This window comes from Tichowtungia aerotolerans (genome assembly GCF_009905215.1).
GTDB classification, from domain to species: Bacteria; Verrucomicrobiota; Kiritimatiellia; order Kiritimatiellales; family Tichowtungiaceae; genus Tichowtungia; species Tichowtungia aerotolerans.
In genome coordinates this window covers 1,848,422-1,865,499 of record NZ_CP047593.1, presented here as the reverse complement: position 1 = coordinate 1,865,499, position 17,078 = coordinate 1,848,422, and the positions used below count along the sequence as shown (strand labels likewise).

The window sequence follows — 17,078 nt, the reverse complement described above, 5'->3', positions numbered from 1 at the left end:
TGTGAAGCAAGCTTGAATGATACTAAGTTAACTTCATTTGTACGACACCTCGGCAACGCAGGACAGGCTTCCTGCCTGTCACACATGCTCGACTCTTTGCGCGGTTAGACAGGCTGGAAGCCTGTCCTACGTTAAACATGCTGAAACAATCATATTTCTTAACATAGTCGCTTAACTTAGAGTGAGTAACTCAGCTGCTTGTTTTCCGCATCGAGCTCTATTCGATATTCCCGTCCATCGACAATCAGCAGGAAAACGTCGTCCTGCACAGACGCCTCGACGGAACCAGGTTTTTCACCTTGCCGATAAGGAATCAGCGCGGTCAGGAAAACCACCTTGTCTTCATCGGCTCCTTTTTCGACGCCGTAGCTCCAGGCCGGGCGCGGCTCTTTAACCTGCGGCTTGTATGAAATCCAACCGTCCTCTTTTTCGACGGCCACCGGCCGGACCTGCGGAAAACTTTTCACCAGCAGGTTGGCCCCTTCCGCAAAACGGGTTTCGGCGGAAAGGCCGTCGATTGCATAGTCGCACGGCGCGAACTGATAGTGTGTGCGAACCGTCCCGGCCGCGGAGCCGGTTGCTTCGTCCAGGATCAGGAAATATTTGTTGTCGATAAACAGCACCGTCCGCCGGTGCCGCAAATCCGGATAGCTCTGGTTTTCAAACACCAGCGCAACGAGATTGTCCGACTCATCCCAGAAAACAAACTCCGGCTTGAGGTCGATATCGCGGTTATCGAGCGTCAGCGTCTGATGCACCTTCGTGCTGCGGAACCAGTCGCGCCATTGCTGATCCTCCTTCGACGAACTGCCATACATGTAACTGCCGGAATCCGTCATCAGATTTCGGCCATAAGCAAACAGCTCAAACGTTCCGTTATCGATCTGACTGTGCCACTGCCCGCCCGCCGCACATTTGATCGGCATGAAGACCGCATCCGGAGTCCACGCCGAACGCATAAAATAGAAACCGCTCAGCGGATACGCCTTGCTGCGCTCCGCCGGCGGCGCTCCCTCTTTTCCGCCGGATACCATGTAGTCGAAATAAGGGATCTCATCCCGGAAGGGTGATAAATTCTTGCGGTACAGAGTGCCGGGAAAGCGGGGTTTCCACGCATCCCCGAACTGGCAGTCCGTATTGTCCGGAAAGGACTGGTGGGCATAGATCTCCGCCATCTTGAGCAGGCGAGGATAAAAATAGTCGGGCAAGTGATCGGCATAGCCGTTTTCCCTAAACATCTCATAAGCCTGCGCAAAGAGACCCACATACATTTTGTGATAGCTGAAAACCAGCTCGCGGTTCATGCCGTCCGGATAAACTTCTTGATCCATCATTGCAGGAAGCCGCTCCACCGCATCATTCTTCCAGGCATTGGCCTGCTTGAACTCCGGGAAGTGGATGCCGTTCATAAAGACGACGCTCAACTCACCCAGTAGATGATTGCCCTTCGCGGAATAAACCGTGCGGATATGCTCCGCCTGCTCATAAAAACTGCCCAGGAAAAAACCGAGCGTCTTCGCATCAAAGTTCGGCGACTGCAGCATAAACGGCAGCGCCTCCGCCAGCCGCTCGCAGCGGTTATAGGTCTCCATGCCGCGCCGGACAAATTTCGGCGTCTTTTTGGTAATCGGAAGATTATCCCTCGCCCAGTCGACCAGCTCGTAGCGCCATTCCAAAAAGTATTTTTCATCACCCGTCGCGGCATACGCGCGCGCCAGCGCCGGCCACCACGTCAGCCGCTGAAACTGATAGTACCACTCCGCGTCGTGAATCTCCCGGCCATCGACAAACGCGCGGCCGGTCCAGTCGATGTCCGCGCCCCGGAATACCGGTGGGTGCGCATCCCGATTGCCGCGAAAGCGGTGCTCCAGCGCATCCGCAGCGTGAAGCGCACTCTTCTCAGTCAGCGTTCCGACCGACTGCGGAATCCGCGTGCGGCGGAAATAAGCCAGCAGCTCCCGCTCCGCCAGCGCATCATCTTCGGCCGCGACCGCAGCCTTCACCTTCTCCAGCCCTTTAAAATCGAGATCCAGCAGAGCGACGATCCGTCGAATGCCAAACGGCGAATCGGAGGGCAGCGGCTCCGCCCACTCCGAATTAAACTGCGCCACATGCTGCTCGACCGAACCGCAAAACGCCCCGGCCGCCATCGACACAACCAGCAGAATCGTTAAATGGGATTTCACAGTTTCTCTCCGAACTCGCCAAAGGCGTGCGGCAGCTTTTTCAGTTCAGCATCCATCTGCTGCTTGAGCTCCTTCACCTTCGATTGCAGTTCGGGATTGGTATACAGGTTGCGCTGTTCAAACACATCGTCCGCGAGGTTGTACAGCTGGTCGGCATCGAAGTATGCCGGAAAATCCTGATCGGCATTAAAGCGCACGCCCAGCCCGCTGGCGGGATTCGTATAGCGCCCGGACCAGCCGACGTGGCGGCGTCCATCTCCGTCAGCCTGTTCGGAGGCGATGCGATCCGCCTCCATTTTATCGAGCACCTCCTGCGGCGGCCGGTGCGCAATATATTTCCAGTCTTTGGAAACGATGGCGCGGCTGTAAGAGGTTTCCAGCAGCAGGTGATCGCGCCAATCCCCTTCATTGCCGAGGATCGGGAAAAAGTTGCGTCCGTCGACCACCGCGTCAGCGGGCGGCACCGACCCGACGGCGGCCAGCAGGCTCGGCAGCATGTCGATGTTGGAAATGATGCGCCCTTCCCGTGTTGCGGGCTGGATCTGCCCCGGCCAGCGAATGACGCCCGGCGCCCGATGGCCTTCATGGACGGTCAGCTTGCCGCGCGACTGATGATCGGAGAGAAACAGGACAATGGTGTTCTCCGCGAGGCCGGTTTCGTCCAGCTTCTTGAGCAATGCGCCGAGGCTGTCGTCGATCCAGGTGGCCATAGTGTTTTGCGGCGGCAGGCCGGCGGCCTGAATGCGCTGCAGCACACTTTCGCGCGACGGCATTCCCTTCGGCTTTTCGGTCAGCATTCCCGCCGGCGTGACGCGCCAGTCCCGTTCCATCCAGTCGGCGAAATACTGTCCGTGCGGAGCCGTGATAGAGAAGTAGAGGAAAAACGGTTCATCTTTATTGTCATCAATAAAGTTGAGTGCGCCCTCCGTCAGCCATTCGAGATTATGGGCCTTCATATGCCTGGGAATCGGCAGCTCGCCGTAGTTGGCATAGTAGAGGCGGTCGACCACATCAAACCCGGAAATGCGCTGCACCCGTTTCTGCATCACGTCGTAAATTCGGCCGACCTCCTTCTGCACCGCCGGGTCGCCGTAGTCGGCCGTCGGCAGGAAATAGGAGCCGACCAGCTGAAACGGGCGAAGCCCCTTGCCCGTTCCATTGCGGACATGATGCCCGTCATAGCCGGACGCGAAATCGATTTCCGGAATGTCGTAGTCGTTGAGGTGCCACTTGCCGACCAGGCCGGTTTTATAGCCGGCCGCCTTGAGGTCTTTGGCCAGATTGTTTTCGCCGGAATCCATATGGGAATTCCACCCCAGCAGCGGCACGGTGCCCGGCGGGTTTTCGCTGAGCAGGCGCGGCGAACGCGATGCGTAGCGGCCGGTCAGCAGGGAATAGCGGCTCGGCGTGCACACCGAGGTTGTGAGATAGAAGCGATCCAGCACCACGCCTTCTTTGGCCAGCCGCGCGACATTCGGCGTCAGCATCGTCGGATTCTTATGCCAGCTCATCTCGCCGGTCTTGAGAAAGCGTCCGTTCTGGTTGGCGGTAATCAGGTTTTTCGACGCCAGGTTGCCGGTTCGCTGGGCGCCGGTATAACTCGGGAACGAATCCGTGTCGTAAATGGAAACCTGATCGAAATCCAGGTCATCCACATACATCAGCACAATATTGGGTTTTTCTGCGGCACACGCAGACATCCCCATCGCCAAACCCGTCATCAGCATATTTTTCATACTCTAATCCCTCACGAACAACAGCTCTTCAGCCAGCCCATGCTGCAACTCAATGCGCACCCCGGTTTGCCCACCGCCGGGAATAATTTCAACCCCATCCACCGCCTGCTGCAGTTTCCACTCGCCGGCCAGCGTGATGGACGCCGTATGGGGTTCCGCCTCGGCCTGCACAATTTCGCGCGGCATGAACGACATGTTGTGCCCCCACTTTTTCAACCGCAGATCCGGATCGGCCACAGCCAGCTTGAGCGCGGCGGAGTTGGTTGCGCTCATCAGCAGCAGCGGCGTGTCGACCGCGGCAATGACGCCCTGCCCCTTAAAGTTTTCGGGCTCAAAAACGGCGTAGGCAGTGATCGGCCGAACCGAACTCCTGTGGTCAATAATGTGGGCCGTGCTGTCTTTTTGAAGCACCTCGAACGGAACGGAAGGGCTGGCGCCGTTCACGGCCACCATATATTCATAAGAAGCGTCTGAGGGAGCTTTGCCGTGATTAATCCATGCGCGGACATTGGGGCCGCTGCAGGGCTTGCGGCCTTTGCCGTAGGAGTTCTGGTCGCCACGAAAGATTTCGATCTCCGGGTTCCCGATCAGCACATAGGCGTTTCCGGTCGCATCCCGAATGAGCCCATCATTCAGCTGCGGCTCGAAATCCGTCGTATTCTGGAACAGCGTCGTCGCCGTCGAGAAACGCTCATCGGTGTTTTCAATGCCGGTTCCAAGACAGTAGATGCGGTCATCGACAAAGAAATAACTCTTGGTGGCGCGGAAGGAATCATCGAACAGAATGCGCTCGTCATCGGGCGCGACGGTGTCGTGAAGCTTCATGGAAAAGAAGCCGTTGCCCGCCATGTTGACGCCGCCGCAGAAGGTTTCGTCCGTATAATTGCGGTGCTTGCACTCGAGATATTTGGGCGTGGCGACATATTTAAAAACCGTCTCCTCAACGGGCAGCGCCTTGGTGGTGGCACCGGGCAGGAAGCCCCAGTGATAGCCGGTGTCGAGATCCTGCGCGCTTTTCACAAACCCCTCTTCGGAAATGATAAACAGCGCGCCGTGACTGAGATAACGGCCGAGGTCGTTCTCACTCTTGCTGCCCGACTCAAAATCCCAGACGTACTGGCTCCAGCCGCGCACGGCAGCCATCCAGCCGTCGCGGCGATGCGTCGAATAAGCGGCATAGGGAAAGGTGAAATGCCCGTCCGGCGCCCCGACGCCCTCGACATCCAGCCCGGCGCGCCGCGCCATTTGCTCCACGGTTCCAAGCGTCCCGCTGTAGGTCAGCCCGGGCATCCCGAGGGTATTCCACTTCGGCTCGTAAAGCCGCTTAAACTCCCCTTCGAGACCGGCCATAAACGCATAGGCCGGAAGCAGGTGCGTGTTGAGCGCGCGGCGGGTCTGGATTCGACCGCTGACTCCGGGATGCAGGTCATACTTGCTGGCCATGGCCAGCTGCGCCTTGAGCGCTTCGCGCAGGTTGGTTTTTGATTCCGCCGAAAGCTGGTACACCGTGCCGTCGAGCATCCAGTCGATCAGCGTCATGGTTGTGAGCATTGAGACGCCGTAAGCGGACTGATAGGCCGAGCGATGATGATAGAGCGAATAGTCCGGCTTGATCGTATCCGAATATCCGGGCGCAAACGCACAGACCTGATTGAAATAGTCTACGAGCCCGCTCATGGCTCCGGCTTTTTCCGAACCGTCCGGCATAAGCATGACGGCCAGCAGCTTGGGAATGGCGCCGCCGCGAATCAGGTCGGTGTTCACCCCTTCGCCTTCCGGCGTGCAGAATGCGGCGCCGAGCATTGAAAACCATTTCAGGCTTTCCGATTCGCGCCCGAGGCGGCCGCTCTCTTCCAGCTCTTGGCGAATCAGCGCAACCGCATTGGCGTAACCGTTGACACGAATTCGATGGTCTGCAGTGCCGAGCGCGCTGCCGGCGGCCCAGCCCTGATCCGCCAAATAGTCGAGCGCCGTCATCAGCTGATCGAGCGCCTTTGGATTTCCGGTCAGGCGATATTCAAGCGCCAGCGGGAACAGCAGTGGCGCCCCGAGGTTCTGATAGATCGGAGAGCCTTCCAAGGCATGTTCGTCGCGAATCGCAAACAACGGCTCACCGTTCAGCACCCCGTCTTTCTGTGAAATGCCCAACCCCTGAAAGGTTTTGTGCGCCGTACGGTATTTCTTTTCAAGCTGCGCGTTGAACTTTTGCAGCCATGGGCTCCGCCCCTGCTCCGAACCGAGAACGAGGAATTCGTAGCGCTCTTCGAGCGTCTGGAAGGCGGATTTTTGCTGCTCCCCGAACGATGCGGTTTTCAGGTTTCTGAGTCCCTGATCGTATTCGAGAACCACATAAGAATCGTAGCGTTCCTCTGTCGGCTTATTATTGGTTACCTGCCAGTCCGAATGGCGTTTGAGCGACATGTAGGAAACAAAATTCACCCAATCAATGTACAGCGCTCCGGAGGTTCCTGCGCCCGGAACCAGCGCCATGCAGTTCATCTCTTCGGGTCCGGCGTAACCCTCAACCCGGGCATCCTGTTCAAAATGAACCCAGATGGCGCGCCAGCCTTTAAAGTTGAGGTTGACCGGAATGCGGTAGCGCGGGTTTATGATGACCGAATCTGTGTCGTGTCCGACCTGAAGGAAAAGCTGCGAGTCAGACGGGACTTCATTGTAGACCCATAGTTTGACGCCGCCTTCGAGGCCGGGCTTTACGTATTTGCGTTCATACTTCTCCGGGCTGCCGCCATCATACGGTTCGCAGGCTTCTTTGAGACCCTTCGGATTTTCAAGAATAAGGCCACCGCCCTGCTCCCAGGCCCACAATGCAGAGACATCTCCAACCTTGGCGCGTTTTGAGCTGATCCCAACCGATCCGTTGACGGCATTCCAGCCCTTCAACGGGTCGGGATTTTCGAAGCTGTATGTGCCGGTTGTGATTTTGTCGGCATATTCGTTGAACACACTGCTCAAAGAAACCAGCGGCAAAAATAGGAAGAGCGCTGCGGTTTTTCTGTTCATCTGAAATCCTTTCCCGATTGTCTGGAAATAACATATCGACAGACGATTGTCCCGAAAATGAGGACAGCGGTTTATCCGTAAACCTTCAGGACAAAAAAAGGCCCGGAGCATTTCAGCATCCGGGCCCGAAGAGCAAGATGAGATGATTACTCGCTGATCGTGATTTTCAGCTTGGCAAATCCCATGTCTTTGCCGCTCATCGAAATGCTGTTGGTGACTGTTTCAAACTCATCCCCCAGCGCATCGGTGAACGGAGCGGATGTTCCGACTTCCACATATTCATTCGTCCAGGTTCCGCTGGACAGAAGATCTGCGTTCTGCATCTCATAGGTCAAGCCGCGATCCACCGCATCCGTGCGACGGTTGTAGATATAGAGGAAGTTTTCACCGTTTACAGCGGAAACCGCACCGGCATCCGCGGCATCCGTCGGATTGCTGCCCAGCGCATATTCAGCGAGATTGCTGAGGAAGTCGCCGTCGAAGTCATCCGCATACGTATTATTGCTGGTCATCCCGAAATCGGTCGACCAGTCACTGAACGTCGGCACCGGCATTTCCGCTTCTGCCCACATATAATAATAATGGGTATTGTTCGTATTGGTATCGGCATACAGGACGATTCCTGACTCATTGGTCCAGGACATGGTTGCTGTTGCGGGATCAATGGTCGAAGCCAACGTCCCCAGCGCGCCTTTATCCCAGGTCAGAACGCCGGCGTCAATCAGGGCCACCGCATCATCAAATCCGGTCGCTCCGCTAATGTGACGCAGCTTCAACACACCACCAGCAACGTGAATTGATTCTTCAGCGCTGTTGGAATCCGACTGAATTGCATGAACCTGAAAGGTTCCGTCATTCACGACAATCGAACTGCTTACGCTGGCTCCGACGTCCCCCAGAGAAAGAGAAGATGCTTTGAGATATGTATCTGCACCACTCAAGGTGAGTGTTCCAACCGAACCCAGTTCTTTACCAACCAACATTGAGCTAACAATCATCGACCCGCCGCTCATATTCAGCGCACCGACTGCGCCATCAACACGCGCCAGGGTCATCGCACCGCTCAGAAGATTCGTTCCTCCGGAAATATTCATTGCGCCGTTTCCTCCAGCCATATTTCCCACCACGATATCCTTGGCATTAACCTCGCCACCTGACTGATTAAAATTCGCAACTCCTTTACGACCGACCAGCATGGTTCCATTATTGTGAAATAATGTTCCCCCGCTCATCTCCACAATACCGACAGCTGCGTCGGAACTGTACGCCATCTGAAGAACCGTATTTATTGTCAACGTACCGGACGTGATCGTGACCACCCCCGTTCCTCCTAAAGAATTACCAACCAGCAGACTGTCAGAAAAGGTTGCGGCGCCCCCAGCGACCGTCAAATTCCCGACACAACCGCTGTCCGTCCCCAGATGCGTAACCTGCGACACCTGCAGCACGCCACCGGTATTCACATTGACATATCCCGAGTCACTGCTGTTTTCCCCCACTTCAAAAGCAGCTGTTCCTGAAAAATTAACCGTTCCGCCGTCATTAATATTCAGGGTTGCATCTCCGTCCGAACCAATCCGGTTGATTCCGGCAAACTGAGTCCCGTCCGATGTCAGCGATCCACCGTTATTAATGTTGATAATGGATTCTCCCAAATTCACATCTCCGCGAAAATTGAGTCCGCCGATCACCTCGACCGAGTCGATGTCGGCTACCACAGGATTCTGCAGGCGCGCCAGATCGTTGATAGTTGGAACCCCCTCGGACCAGTTTGCAGCATTGGTCCAACTTCCGCCCGTATTAAACCGGGTTTCAATTGCATTTGCCTGAACAACAAAACCTGCGATGATAGCTAGTGTCCATATTTTGATTGCTGTCATTGTATTCATTTCCCTGCCTCCTTCTATTAGTAAGCTGGCTCCTATTTGATTATCTATTAAGCCCCCCGGGCTAGTTTCGTTTCTGCCACGATCTGTCAAGGTTCTCCAGATTTTTTGCGGACGCTTCAGGTTTAACCGTAAACCCTATTCGCCGGTAATTTTCAACCGGACAAACTGGTTTGCGCCCTCTGCCGGCACAGAATTGGTAACCCGTTCAAACCCTTCGCCATCCGGCCCATAACCGGTCACCGCTACGCCGCCGGTCGCCCAGTTGCCGGACACCAAATCACCGGTTCGCTCGACACTGTATTTCAGCGTAGAATCCACCCGCCGGCGATGGATGTACTCGAAAAAGAAAGGATTGATTTCCCCAAGAATCGGTAAGATAGCCGCGCTATCACTGCGGTTGGTCGGAATACCTCCAAGGGCAAATTCCAACAGGTTATTCATTCCGTCGCCATCCGGATCGGCCGTCTGCGCCGCATCGTCCCCGACCAATCCATACTCAACAGCCCAGACTGCAAATGGATCCCCGACAACAACGGGAACCCCCACCGCCACCTCCAGGTTATCAAACCAAACCTCATTCTGTCCGGCAGAGTAGGTTTCAAACCGCAGACTCCTGATGGGCGACAGACTGGCCGTGCCAAGAAACCGATCATTAACCACATCGTCCCCGGTGTTGATTCCATTCAACCAGACATCCATTTTACCGGCGGCCAACGTGCTTGGGTTTCCATCCGGCGCAATATAAGTAATCTCTGCGGACTGCTCATTGAAATATATATCCGCGTGTACCACCGCGCCGCATTCATAAGTCCCCGCCGGATCAAAAAAACCATCGACCGGGCGGATTCCTCCGACAACATCTTCATCAGCAACCTTCACGCTGTTGACACCAACCCGAACCGACAGCGCCCCGGTCAGCTCGTTGTCCGGCTCCATAAAATCAAAGCTCACGCGCACCGCATCGGCATCCAGAATATCCTGGGCCAACAGATTTGATGTGCGCCCTCCGGCATCGCGGCAGCCAAGATATTTATTACCGGCACCTTCCCCGAAAACATTTCCGGTATCTGTCCGCACATGAACAAATACATTGGACGGCTCATAATAGCTGACCGAGGTCCATTGACCATCAACCGGAACCGGCGCATCCGCAGCATAACTGTTAAAATCATCTTCAAAAGCAATCTGTCTGAAATCGAGCGCCGCCGTCTCCTCGCCGAACGCCGCCACCTCCACGGCCACTTCAGCCCCGTCGACACAATCAAATCGCAGAAGCGTATCCCCGCCGGCATAGCTCGTTACGGACACTGCGGAGTTCGTTCCGCGCAGCTCCCACAGTCCTTGCAGCCGAACCTCCACCGGCTGCACTGTACTGGGAAGGTACTGCCGTTCATCGGCATCGTTAATCCAGTCAAAGGTCATCTCCTGAGAGGCATCCACAATCCCGAGATCCGGATTGGCCACGGCAACCTTCCAACCGTTGGAAACCGGTTCGGTCATCACCAGGCAGGGCGTATCAACTCTCTCAACCAAACTGCTGGCATTTGCAGCCGCATCGAAAAACACATATGCGGTTTGATCCGCCTGAGGGAAATAAACCTGATGCACGCTGTCATCCTTGCGCTGCACCTGATAGCGAGCCGCCGGCGCAGCGGCCAGCGCGCCGACGGTTTCCCCGCCGCCGACCAAAATGGCGGCTTCATACTCCGCCGCCGCGGGAGACAAGCCGTGGTCAAACACCACCGTCGAGTACTCCCCGCTGGTCGGTGTGCTGCCGTTGTCGTCAAATGAATTCTGTACGCCCTGAAACAGCTTCACCCCCTGCGCGTCAGGGATGTAATAGCCGTTCCCAAACGGATCCGCCAGTGTCATGCTGCCGGAAGCCGTAACGGTTTCGGACCCGTCGGCAAACGCCTCGCCGTCCTTCTTCATCGTCTGGCCGACGGACGTGTGACAGCTCTGGAACAGCGTGGTCTCCACGCGGTTCTGTCCATCCCCGCCGGAAATGCCGGTGCCGAGCATCACGATCAAATCATCGGAAAAGAAAACACTCTTGCGCGCCTTCAAATTAATCGAAATGCCGTCGCCGAATTCCGGATCGTTGAGAATCATTCCAAACACTCCGTTCTGTCCATTCATGGAAACGCCGCCCATGAAGGTTTCAGGGCTGAACGTGCGATGGGTGTCCGTCTGTTTTGCCGTCAGCGGAAAACGCACGGCGGTTGTTCCGGGCTGACGGTACCAGTCCCAGCCTTTGGAAAGATCATATCCACTGTCCTTATCGGTATATTCTGACGTCCCATTAAAAATAGTCAGCATTCCGTGACTGAGATATTGGCCGTACTCATTCTGTCCGCCGCCGGTTTCATAATCCCAAACATACTTGCCGTATCCTTTCACCGCCGCCATCCAGTTGTCGCGCCGATGAATCGCCAGCCCGCCGTACGGCTTCATCCAGAATCCCTCGGGGTTGTCTTCCGGCAAAGCGGTCAATGCATCCAGCTCCTTCAGCATGTTGGAAAGGTACAATCCACGCAGAATCTTTCCGCGCCCGCCGTCAAAGACAAACCCGACGTTCACATCCGTAACGTCCCATAGTCGCTTAAAGAGCGAATGCATTGACTCGTCATTAATTCCAAGCGAAGAGGCGAACAACACATAGGTGCCGAACGCATCTTCCCGGATCAGGTTCGTCTGTTCAGGGAAACGGCCGCGAATTCCAAACGGCATTCCGAACTTCTGGCAGTACAGGCGATACGTCAGCGCCAGCTCGCGCAGGTTCGAAACCGAATTCGCATCCACCGCATACGGCGTTCCCTGCAGGGCATACACGCCGAACGCCGCCTGCGGAAGGAAGCCGCCGGTATAGGAGTTGCCATAGATCCCGCGGTGATGAAAACCGGTAAAGTCCGGCTTGATCGTATCCGCCCAGCCGGGAACGATTTTAAGCGAATCGGTAAATACATTCTGCGCATCCAGCAGCGCGTTGTGCCGGTCAGTTACATTGGTCTTGAGCATTGCAGAAACAAAAGTCACATCCGGATAAATCTGCATGGCATCCGACTGCACCAGATGGTCCAGCCCGGGCGGCGGGTTATATGGAATCCAATATTCCACATGCCCCGACGTATATCCCAGCATTTCGAGGAATTCGACCAGTGCCCTCATTTCTTCAAAAATCGACTCGCCGGCCGCATACTCCTCCATCAGCAGCACCGACTGGCAGAGCGAACCCATGCGCAGCTCCATATCGACAATATTCGCGCAGCCCGGCGGCGGCGGATTATTCAGCTGGCGCGTCGCGTTCCGATGAAACGTCATGCCGCTCTTAATCCCGCGGCCATACAGATATTCCAGCGCTTGGAAATAGAGATCCTTCACCGCCGGGTCGAGATAATATGAATTGCCCGGCGCATCCACCGTATAGGCCAGCGCCAGCCCCGGCAGCCAGCTTTGAAGGAATACGCTGTAAATCTCTTTTTCCTCCTCAAACCCCACCTCTTCCGGAAAGAGCGAAAAAACAATATCGGCATCTGCAGAAAAATCAAACGCCTGCGCCTGCCGCACCCGCAGGTCAACCCGGCCGACAAACCGGTTCGCAATCTCTGTGCCCAGCGGTCCGTCAAATGAACTCGGCGTTCCTTTCAGAAACTGCAGGTAACGCGCCTTGATCTGCGCATGCGCCGCATTGATCTCATTCGTTGTCAGTGCCGAAAAAGCACCCGAACAAAAACAAAATACGAGACCCGCTATAATTACCAACCCTGCTTTGCTCATTATAACAACGCCCTTCAGGTTTCAGTCTAATACCGCTTTTCCAACTCATAATTTAAACGATAGATGAACAAGACAGGCGTTTTATTGGGATCCTATCCGGTTAAACCGTAAACGCATCCCCGCCGCAAAAGCCCCTCTTTCAAAAAAAACCCTTTAGTAATCGGTTAAACCTGCAAGCCCGTTGATCTCTCCCGCGCGCAGGAGTTTGATTTGATCAAATTAAAGTGAAGCCAAGGGAATCCCCGTTCTTAACAATGAAGGTGAATTGATGACTCAAACATTAAAGCTGCGAACAACGTATAAACTGAAAAGTATTTCAAATATCCTTCACGTAAATATAGGTCTGCTGATCTTCTGCCCGCTCTTCGCATTCGGACAGATACAAAGTTTTGAGGAGAGCACGGTCCCGGCAACCTGGACGACCGGCCCCGGTGCAACGCTCGAAACGAGCGCCCTTCATTTCAAGGACGGAACCCGCTCGCTGCAGTGGAACCGCACCGACAGCGCGGCCGTTCTCACCGCAAACAACCCGGCGGGACTGGCCGCCGCGGGCAGCGTCGCGGGGGGCGGGATCAGCGGCTGGATTTATAACGATGCCGCATCCGATGAAACCCTGAGCTTCCGTTTCGGTTCGGCCGCCGAACTGGCCGCCGGCAATCCCCGCTACACCTTTGAATTCGGCCTCAACTTTACCGGCTGGCGCGCCGTCCTCGTAAAATTCACGGAAGACGCCGCGGTTCCCGGCTACTCCGGAAGCGGCACGCTGGAAATGATGCAGATCGAAGCCCCCGCCGCCAGCCAGGCCGGAACGCTCTTTTTCGACCGCATCGAGTTCAAGGAAAGCATCATCAGCTCGCGCCAGCGCGATTATCAGCAGCCGTTTGTCAACGAACCGTCCGGCAGCCTCTGGCTCAGCTCCTACGCATGGAGCCAAACCCCGCCGACCGCCCTGCCGGCGAGCGCCGGCCAGGCCGAGCGGGATGCCTTTGCCGCCATCCTCGACCGCTTTGACCGCTGGAACCTGGGCACCGCCATTGCGCCGAAACCCAGCATCGCCGAATCGTTCACGATCTCCGGCACCAGCCAAACAATTGATAAGGCCGGCAACGGCAACGAAACCGTCCAGACCAGCCAGGACACCGGCTACCGCTGGGGCGGCTTCAACGCCGGCTCGTCCGACAACATCCAGCTCAAAGACACCGGATCGCTGCGCTGGCGCAAGGGGGCCGCAACCGCCGGAAGCTACGCCTACACCATCTTCGACGCCTCCGGCAGTCAGCCGCCGGCCAACGCGACACAGCAGACCGTCGACTTTATTCAGTTTTCAACCCTCGGCTCCTTTTCCGGAATCCAGATGCGTTTCCTCGTCCGCTCCGCCGCCGACTCCGCATGGTATGCCTCGGACAGCCTCGACCTGCTCTCCCTCAACGGCCACCTTGACGTCCATAGCGTTTCGTGGACCCCGCTGAGCACGGCCAACAATGGAATGCTCAACGCCCTCGACAGCGGCGATGATACCGCCCTCACGATCACAGGAACTCCGGGATCATTCGCCGACCGAGTCGGCGGCATCATCGACGGCGGCGGCTTTTTAGTCACCGCCGGAACCGGCCCCTATTTCAACATGGACGACATCACCTGGGGCATGCTCGATCCCATCGGCTCGCGCCACCAGGCGCTCCAGCGGTATATCCAGGACGGACTGAACAACTACGCCGCGCTGAACATCCAGCGGGCAAACGGAACCATCACCGGCACCCCGCTGTTCACAAAAGAAAACGGCGGCTCGCCGGATATCGGGCGGGACGTTTTCCAGAAGATCATGATTCCGCTGGCCATGGACTGCAAACTCAACGGCTCCGACGCCTCCAAACAGAAGTTTTTCGACCTGCTCGACCACTGCCACGACCAGGGCTGGCACGAGGGCAGCGCCATGGGATCGATGAATTTCGAACCGCTGCGCACCTCCGGCTACATGAACGCCGTCGTACTGATGCGCGACGAGCTGCGGGCGACCGGCCGGCTGGAACGCGAGCGCAACGCCATCCGCTGGTATTCCAACCTGGGAAAAATCTACACCGATCCCGAACGGACCGGCGCCAGCGCCGACGAACTGCGCAGCATCTACCTGAACCGGCTGATCGCCGTTCTCCTGATGAACGACGCGACCGAGGAACAGCTCAAAGCCAAGGTCCGCGACATGAGCCGGCTGCTGCTCTGGCAGAACAACGGGCTGTCCATTGCGCACGGCTGGATGGGCACGATCAAGCCGGATTACACCGGCTTCCATCACTACATTCCGTACTCCGGTGCCTATGCCCCGCAGGCGTTCCACCTCTCGGCGCTGGTCAACTATTTCCTGCACGACACGCCGTTTGCTCTTTCGGACAACTCTCAAAAGAACCTGCGTAACGTTCTGCTCACACTGCGGAACATGTGCAACCAGTACGACGTCCCGATGGGCGTCTGCGGACGCTTCCCGTTCAACAACCAAATCCTGCTCGAGATCATGCCGTCGTTCGCCTACATGGCCCTGTCCGGGAACCCGGAAACCGGCGCGGCCGTCGACGTTGAAATGGCCGGCGTGCTCAAACGCCTGTGGGAACCCGCCTCCAGCCCGGTCAACGAACATATTGCCGACGTCGAGCCGACGATTATGTACATGAACACGCTGGGAGCCGTCGAACTGATGGAACAGACCGCCGCGCTCAGCACGCCGGCCGAGGCCCCGCCTTCCGGCCACTGGGCGCACAACTACAGCCTGCTCTCCGTCCACCGCCGCGACAACTGGATGGTCAGCGTCAAAGGCATGAGCCAGTACAGCGCCTCCACCGAACACTATTACCATGAAAATGAGTTCGGCCGTTACCTCGGCCACGGCGGCATCCAGATTTTCAACCAGGGCAATCCGGTCACGCGCGAAGCCAGCGGCGTGGTCGAAGACGGCTGGGATTGGAACCGGATTCCCGGCACCACCGCCATCACCCTGCCCGCCTCCCTGCTGGTCAAAAAGAGCTGGGACGAAAACGTGCTGATGAAAAAGCGCTTCACCGGCGGCCTGAGCCTGGAAAACCGGGACGGCGCGTTTGTGATGGAACTCGACGACTACCCGTGGCGCGACCGCAATGTGCAGGGCCGCACCACCCTCTTCTTCTTTGACGACCTGATCGTCGCCCTCGGCCGCGGCATTGCCAATACGGATGCGAGCTATCCGACCGCGACCACCCTGTTCCAAACCCATCTCGCGACGCCGGCGACACCCACCGTCATCGACGGAACCGCCGCCACCGCCTTCCCGCTGGAACAGGCCGCGGACACCTCCGCGCCGCACTGGCTGATCGATGCCGCCTCCAACGGCTACTATGTTCCCGAAAACCAGCCGCTGCACATTTCCCGGACGACCCAGCTGTCCCGCAACAACCGCAATACGGAAGACACCACGGGCGACTTTGCGACCGCCTGGATCGACCACGGCACCTCGCCGGGATACAACGGGAACGCCGCCGGCGAATACCACTACGCAATCCTCGTCGACACAACCGCCGCAGCCATGCAGACCTTCGCCGCAGCGCCGACCTACCGCGTACTGGAACGCGCGGCCGCCGCGCACATCGTCGAATACACCGGCGATCCCGCCGCCACAACCACCGCCTACGCCCTCTTCAACGCCGGCGCCGTCGCGCACGGCCCGCTGGCGGCGGCCGACAAACCGTGCCTGGCCATGACCCGCGAAACAGGCGATGCGCTCACCATCAGCGTGTGCGACCCCGACCTCCGTTTAACCGCCAGCTCGCCGCACCACGTGTGGTCCATCCCCAGCGGCGATCTGGCAAACGAAAGTCCGGTCTCCAAAGTCCAGGTCACCCTGCGCGGCTCCTGGAATGCGCAGGCCGTTCCCGACAACGCGCGCGTCATCTCAACCTCCTCCGAGGCAACCGTCCTGGAATTTGACTGCACGGAAGGCAAGAGCATTGAAATGACCCTCTCCTCCGGGGAAACCTATTCGGCGTGGAAAGCGCAGTACGAAGGCGGCGCCGGCCAGCCCGCCAGCATCGGCGGGCCGGAAGCGGACTATGACGGCGACGGCCTCAGCAACCATTTCGAATACGGCCTCGGCCAGAGCCCGCTGACCGCCAGCGGCGAGCTGCGCCCCACCATCCGCGCCGCCACGACGAACGCCAACAGCATGGACTACACCTTCACATTCAACAACGGCGTGTCCAAAAACGAAGGGCTGCGTCTGACAGTCAAAAGCGCGCCGGAGCTGACATCCGAGTGGGCAGAGCTCCTCGTTGTCTCCCCGCCATACGTCAATGCCCGCCAAAGCCTCTTTGAAAAACCCGGCGTGATTTCCGTCATCGACCGCGGCGGCAACTGCGTCGAAACCACCCTGCGCCACACCGTTCCCGCCGGAACAGAAAAACAGTTCATCAAACTCGAAATCGAGTCCGCCCAGTAACGAAATAATA

6 protein-coding genes are annotated in these 17,078 nt (G+C 57.3%); 1 reads left to right on the top strand and 5 read right to left on the bottom strand.

What is annotated here, in order from left to right; genetic code table 11:
• Nucleotides 1–176: 176 nt before the first annotated feature.
• From GT409_RS07625 to GT409_RS07605, 5 genes are all read right to left on the bottom strand, one after another.
• A complete protein-coding gene (locus tag GT409_RS07625; protein ID WP_160628507.1) occupies nucleotides 177–2,186 on the bottom strand; it encodes an alginate lyase family protein in 2,010 nt (669 codons plus the stop codon).
• A complete protein-coding gene (locus GT409_RS07620; RefSeq protein WP_160628506.1) occupies nucleotides 2,183–3,922 on the bottom strand; it encodes a sulfatase family protein in 1,740 nt (579 codons plus the stop codon). The genes GT409_RS07625 and GT409_RS07620 overlap by 4 nt, the downstream gene beginning before the upstream one ends.
• Nucleotides 3,923–3,925: 3 nt before the next feature.
• Entirely contained in the window at nucleotides 3,926–6,943 is a 3,018-nt protein-coding gene (locus GT409_RS07615; protein WP_160628505.1) for a chondroitinase family polysaccharide lyase, read from the bottom strand.
• A gap of 146 nt (nucleotides 6,944–7,089) precedes the next feature.
• A complete protein-coding gene (locus tag GT409_RS07610; protein ID WP_160628504.1) occupies nucleotides 7,090–8,832 on the bottom strand; it encodes a hypothetical protein in 1,743 nt (580 codons plus the stop codon).
• Between the two features lie 135 nt (nucleotides 8,833–8,967).
• Nucleotides 8,968–12,609 (bottom strand): polysaccharide lyase family 8 super-sandwich domain-containing protein, encoded by a 3,642-nt coding sequence (locus tag GT409_RS07605; protein ID WP_160628503.1) that lies wholly within the window; start codon nucleotides 12,607–12,609, stop codon nucleotides 8,968–8,970.
• A gap of 268 nt (nucleotides 12,610–12,877) precedes the next feature.
• Between GT409_RS07605 and GT409_RS07600 the strand changes: the two genes are divergently transcribed.
• Nucleotides 12,878–17,068: a chondroitinase family polysaccharide lyase gene (locus tag GT409_RS07600; RefSeq protein WP_160628502.1), complete on the top strand. Its 4,191-nt coding sequence runs from the start codon at nucleotides 12,878–12,880 to the stop codon at nucleotides 17,066–17,068.
• Nucleotides 17,069–17,078: the final 10 nt, after the last annotated feature.

Coding starts and splice junctions, on each gene's coding strand:
- GT409_RS07620 (WP_160628506.1), bottom strand. CDS start 3,922: ATGAAAAATATGCTGATGACGGGTTTGGCGATGGGGATGTCTGCGTGT.
- GT409_RS07615 (WP_160628505.1), bottom strand. CDS start 6,943: ATGAACAGAAAAACCGCAGCGCTCTTCCTATTTTTGCCGCTGGTTTCT.
- GT409_RS07610 (WP_160628504.1), bottom strand. CDS start 8,832: ATGAATACAATGACAGCAATCAAAATATGGACACTAGCTATCATCGCA.
- GT409_RS07600 (WP_160628502.1), top strand. CDS start 12,878: ATGACTCAAACATTAAAGCTGCGAACAACGTATAAACTGAAAAGTATT.
- GT409_RS07605 (WP_160628503.1), bottom strand. CDS start 12,609: ATGAGCAAAGCAGGGTTGGTAATTATAGCGGGTCTCGTATTTTGTTTT.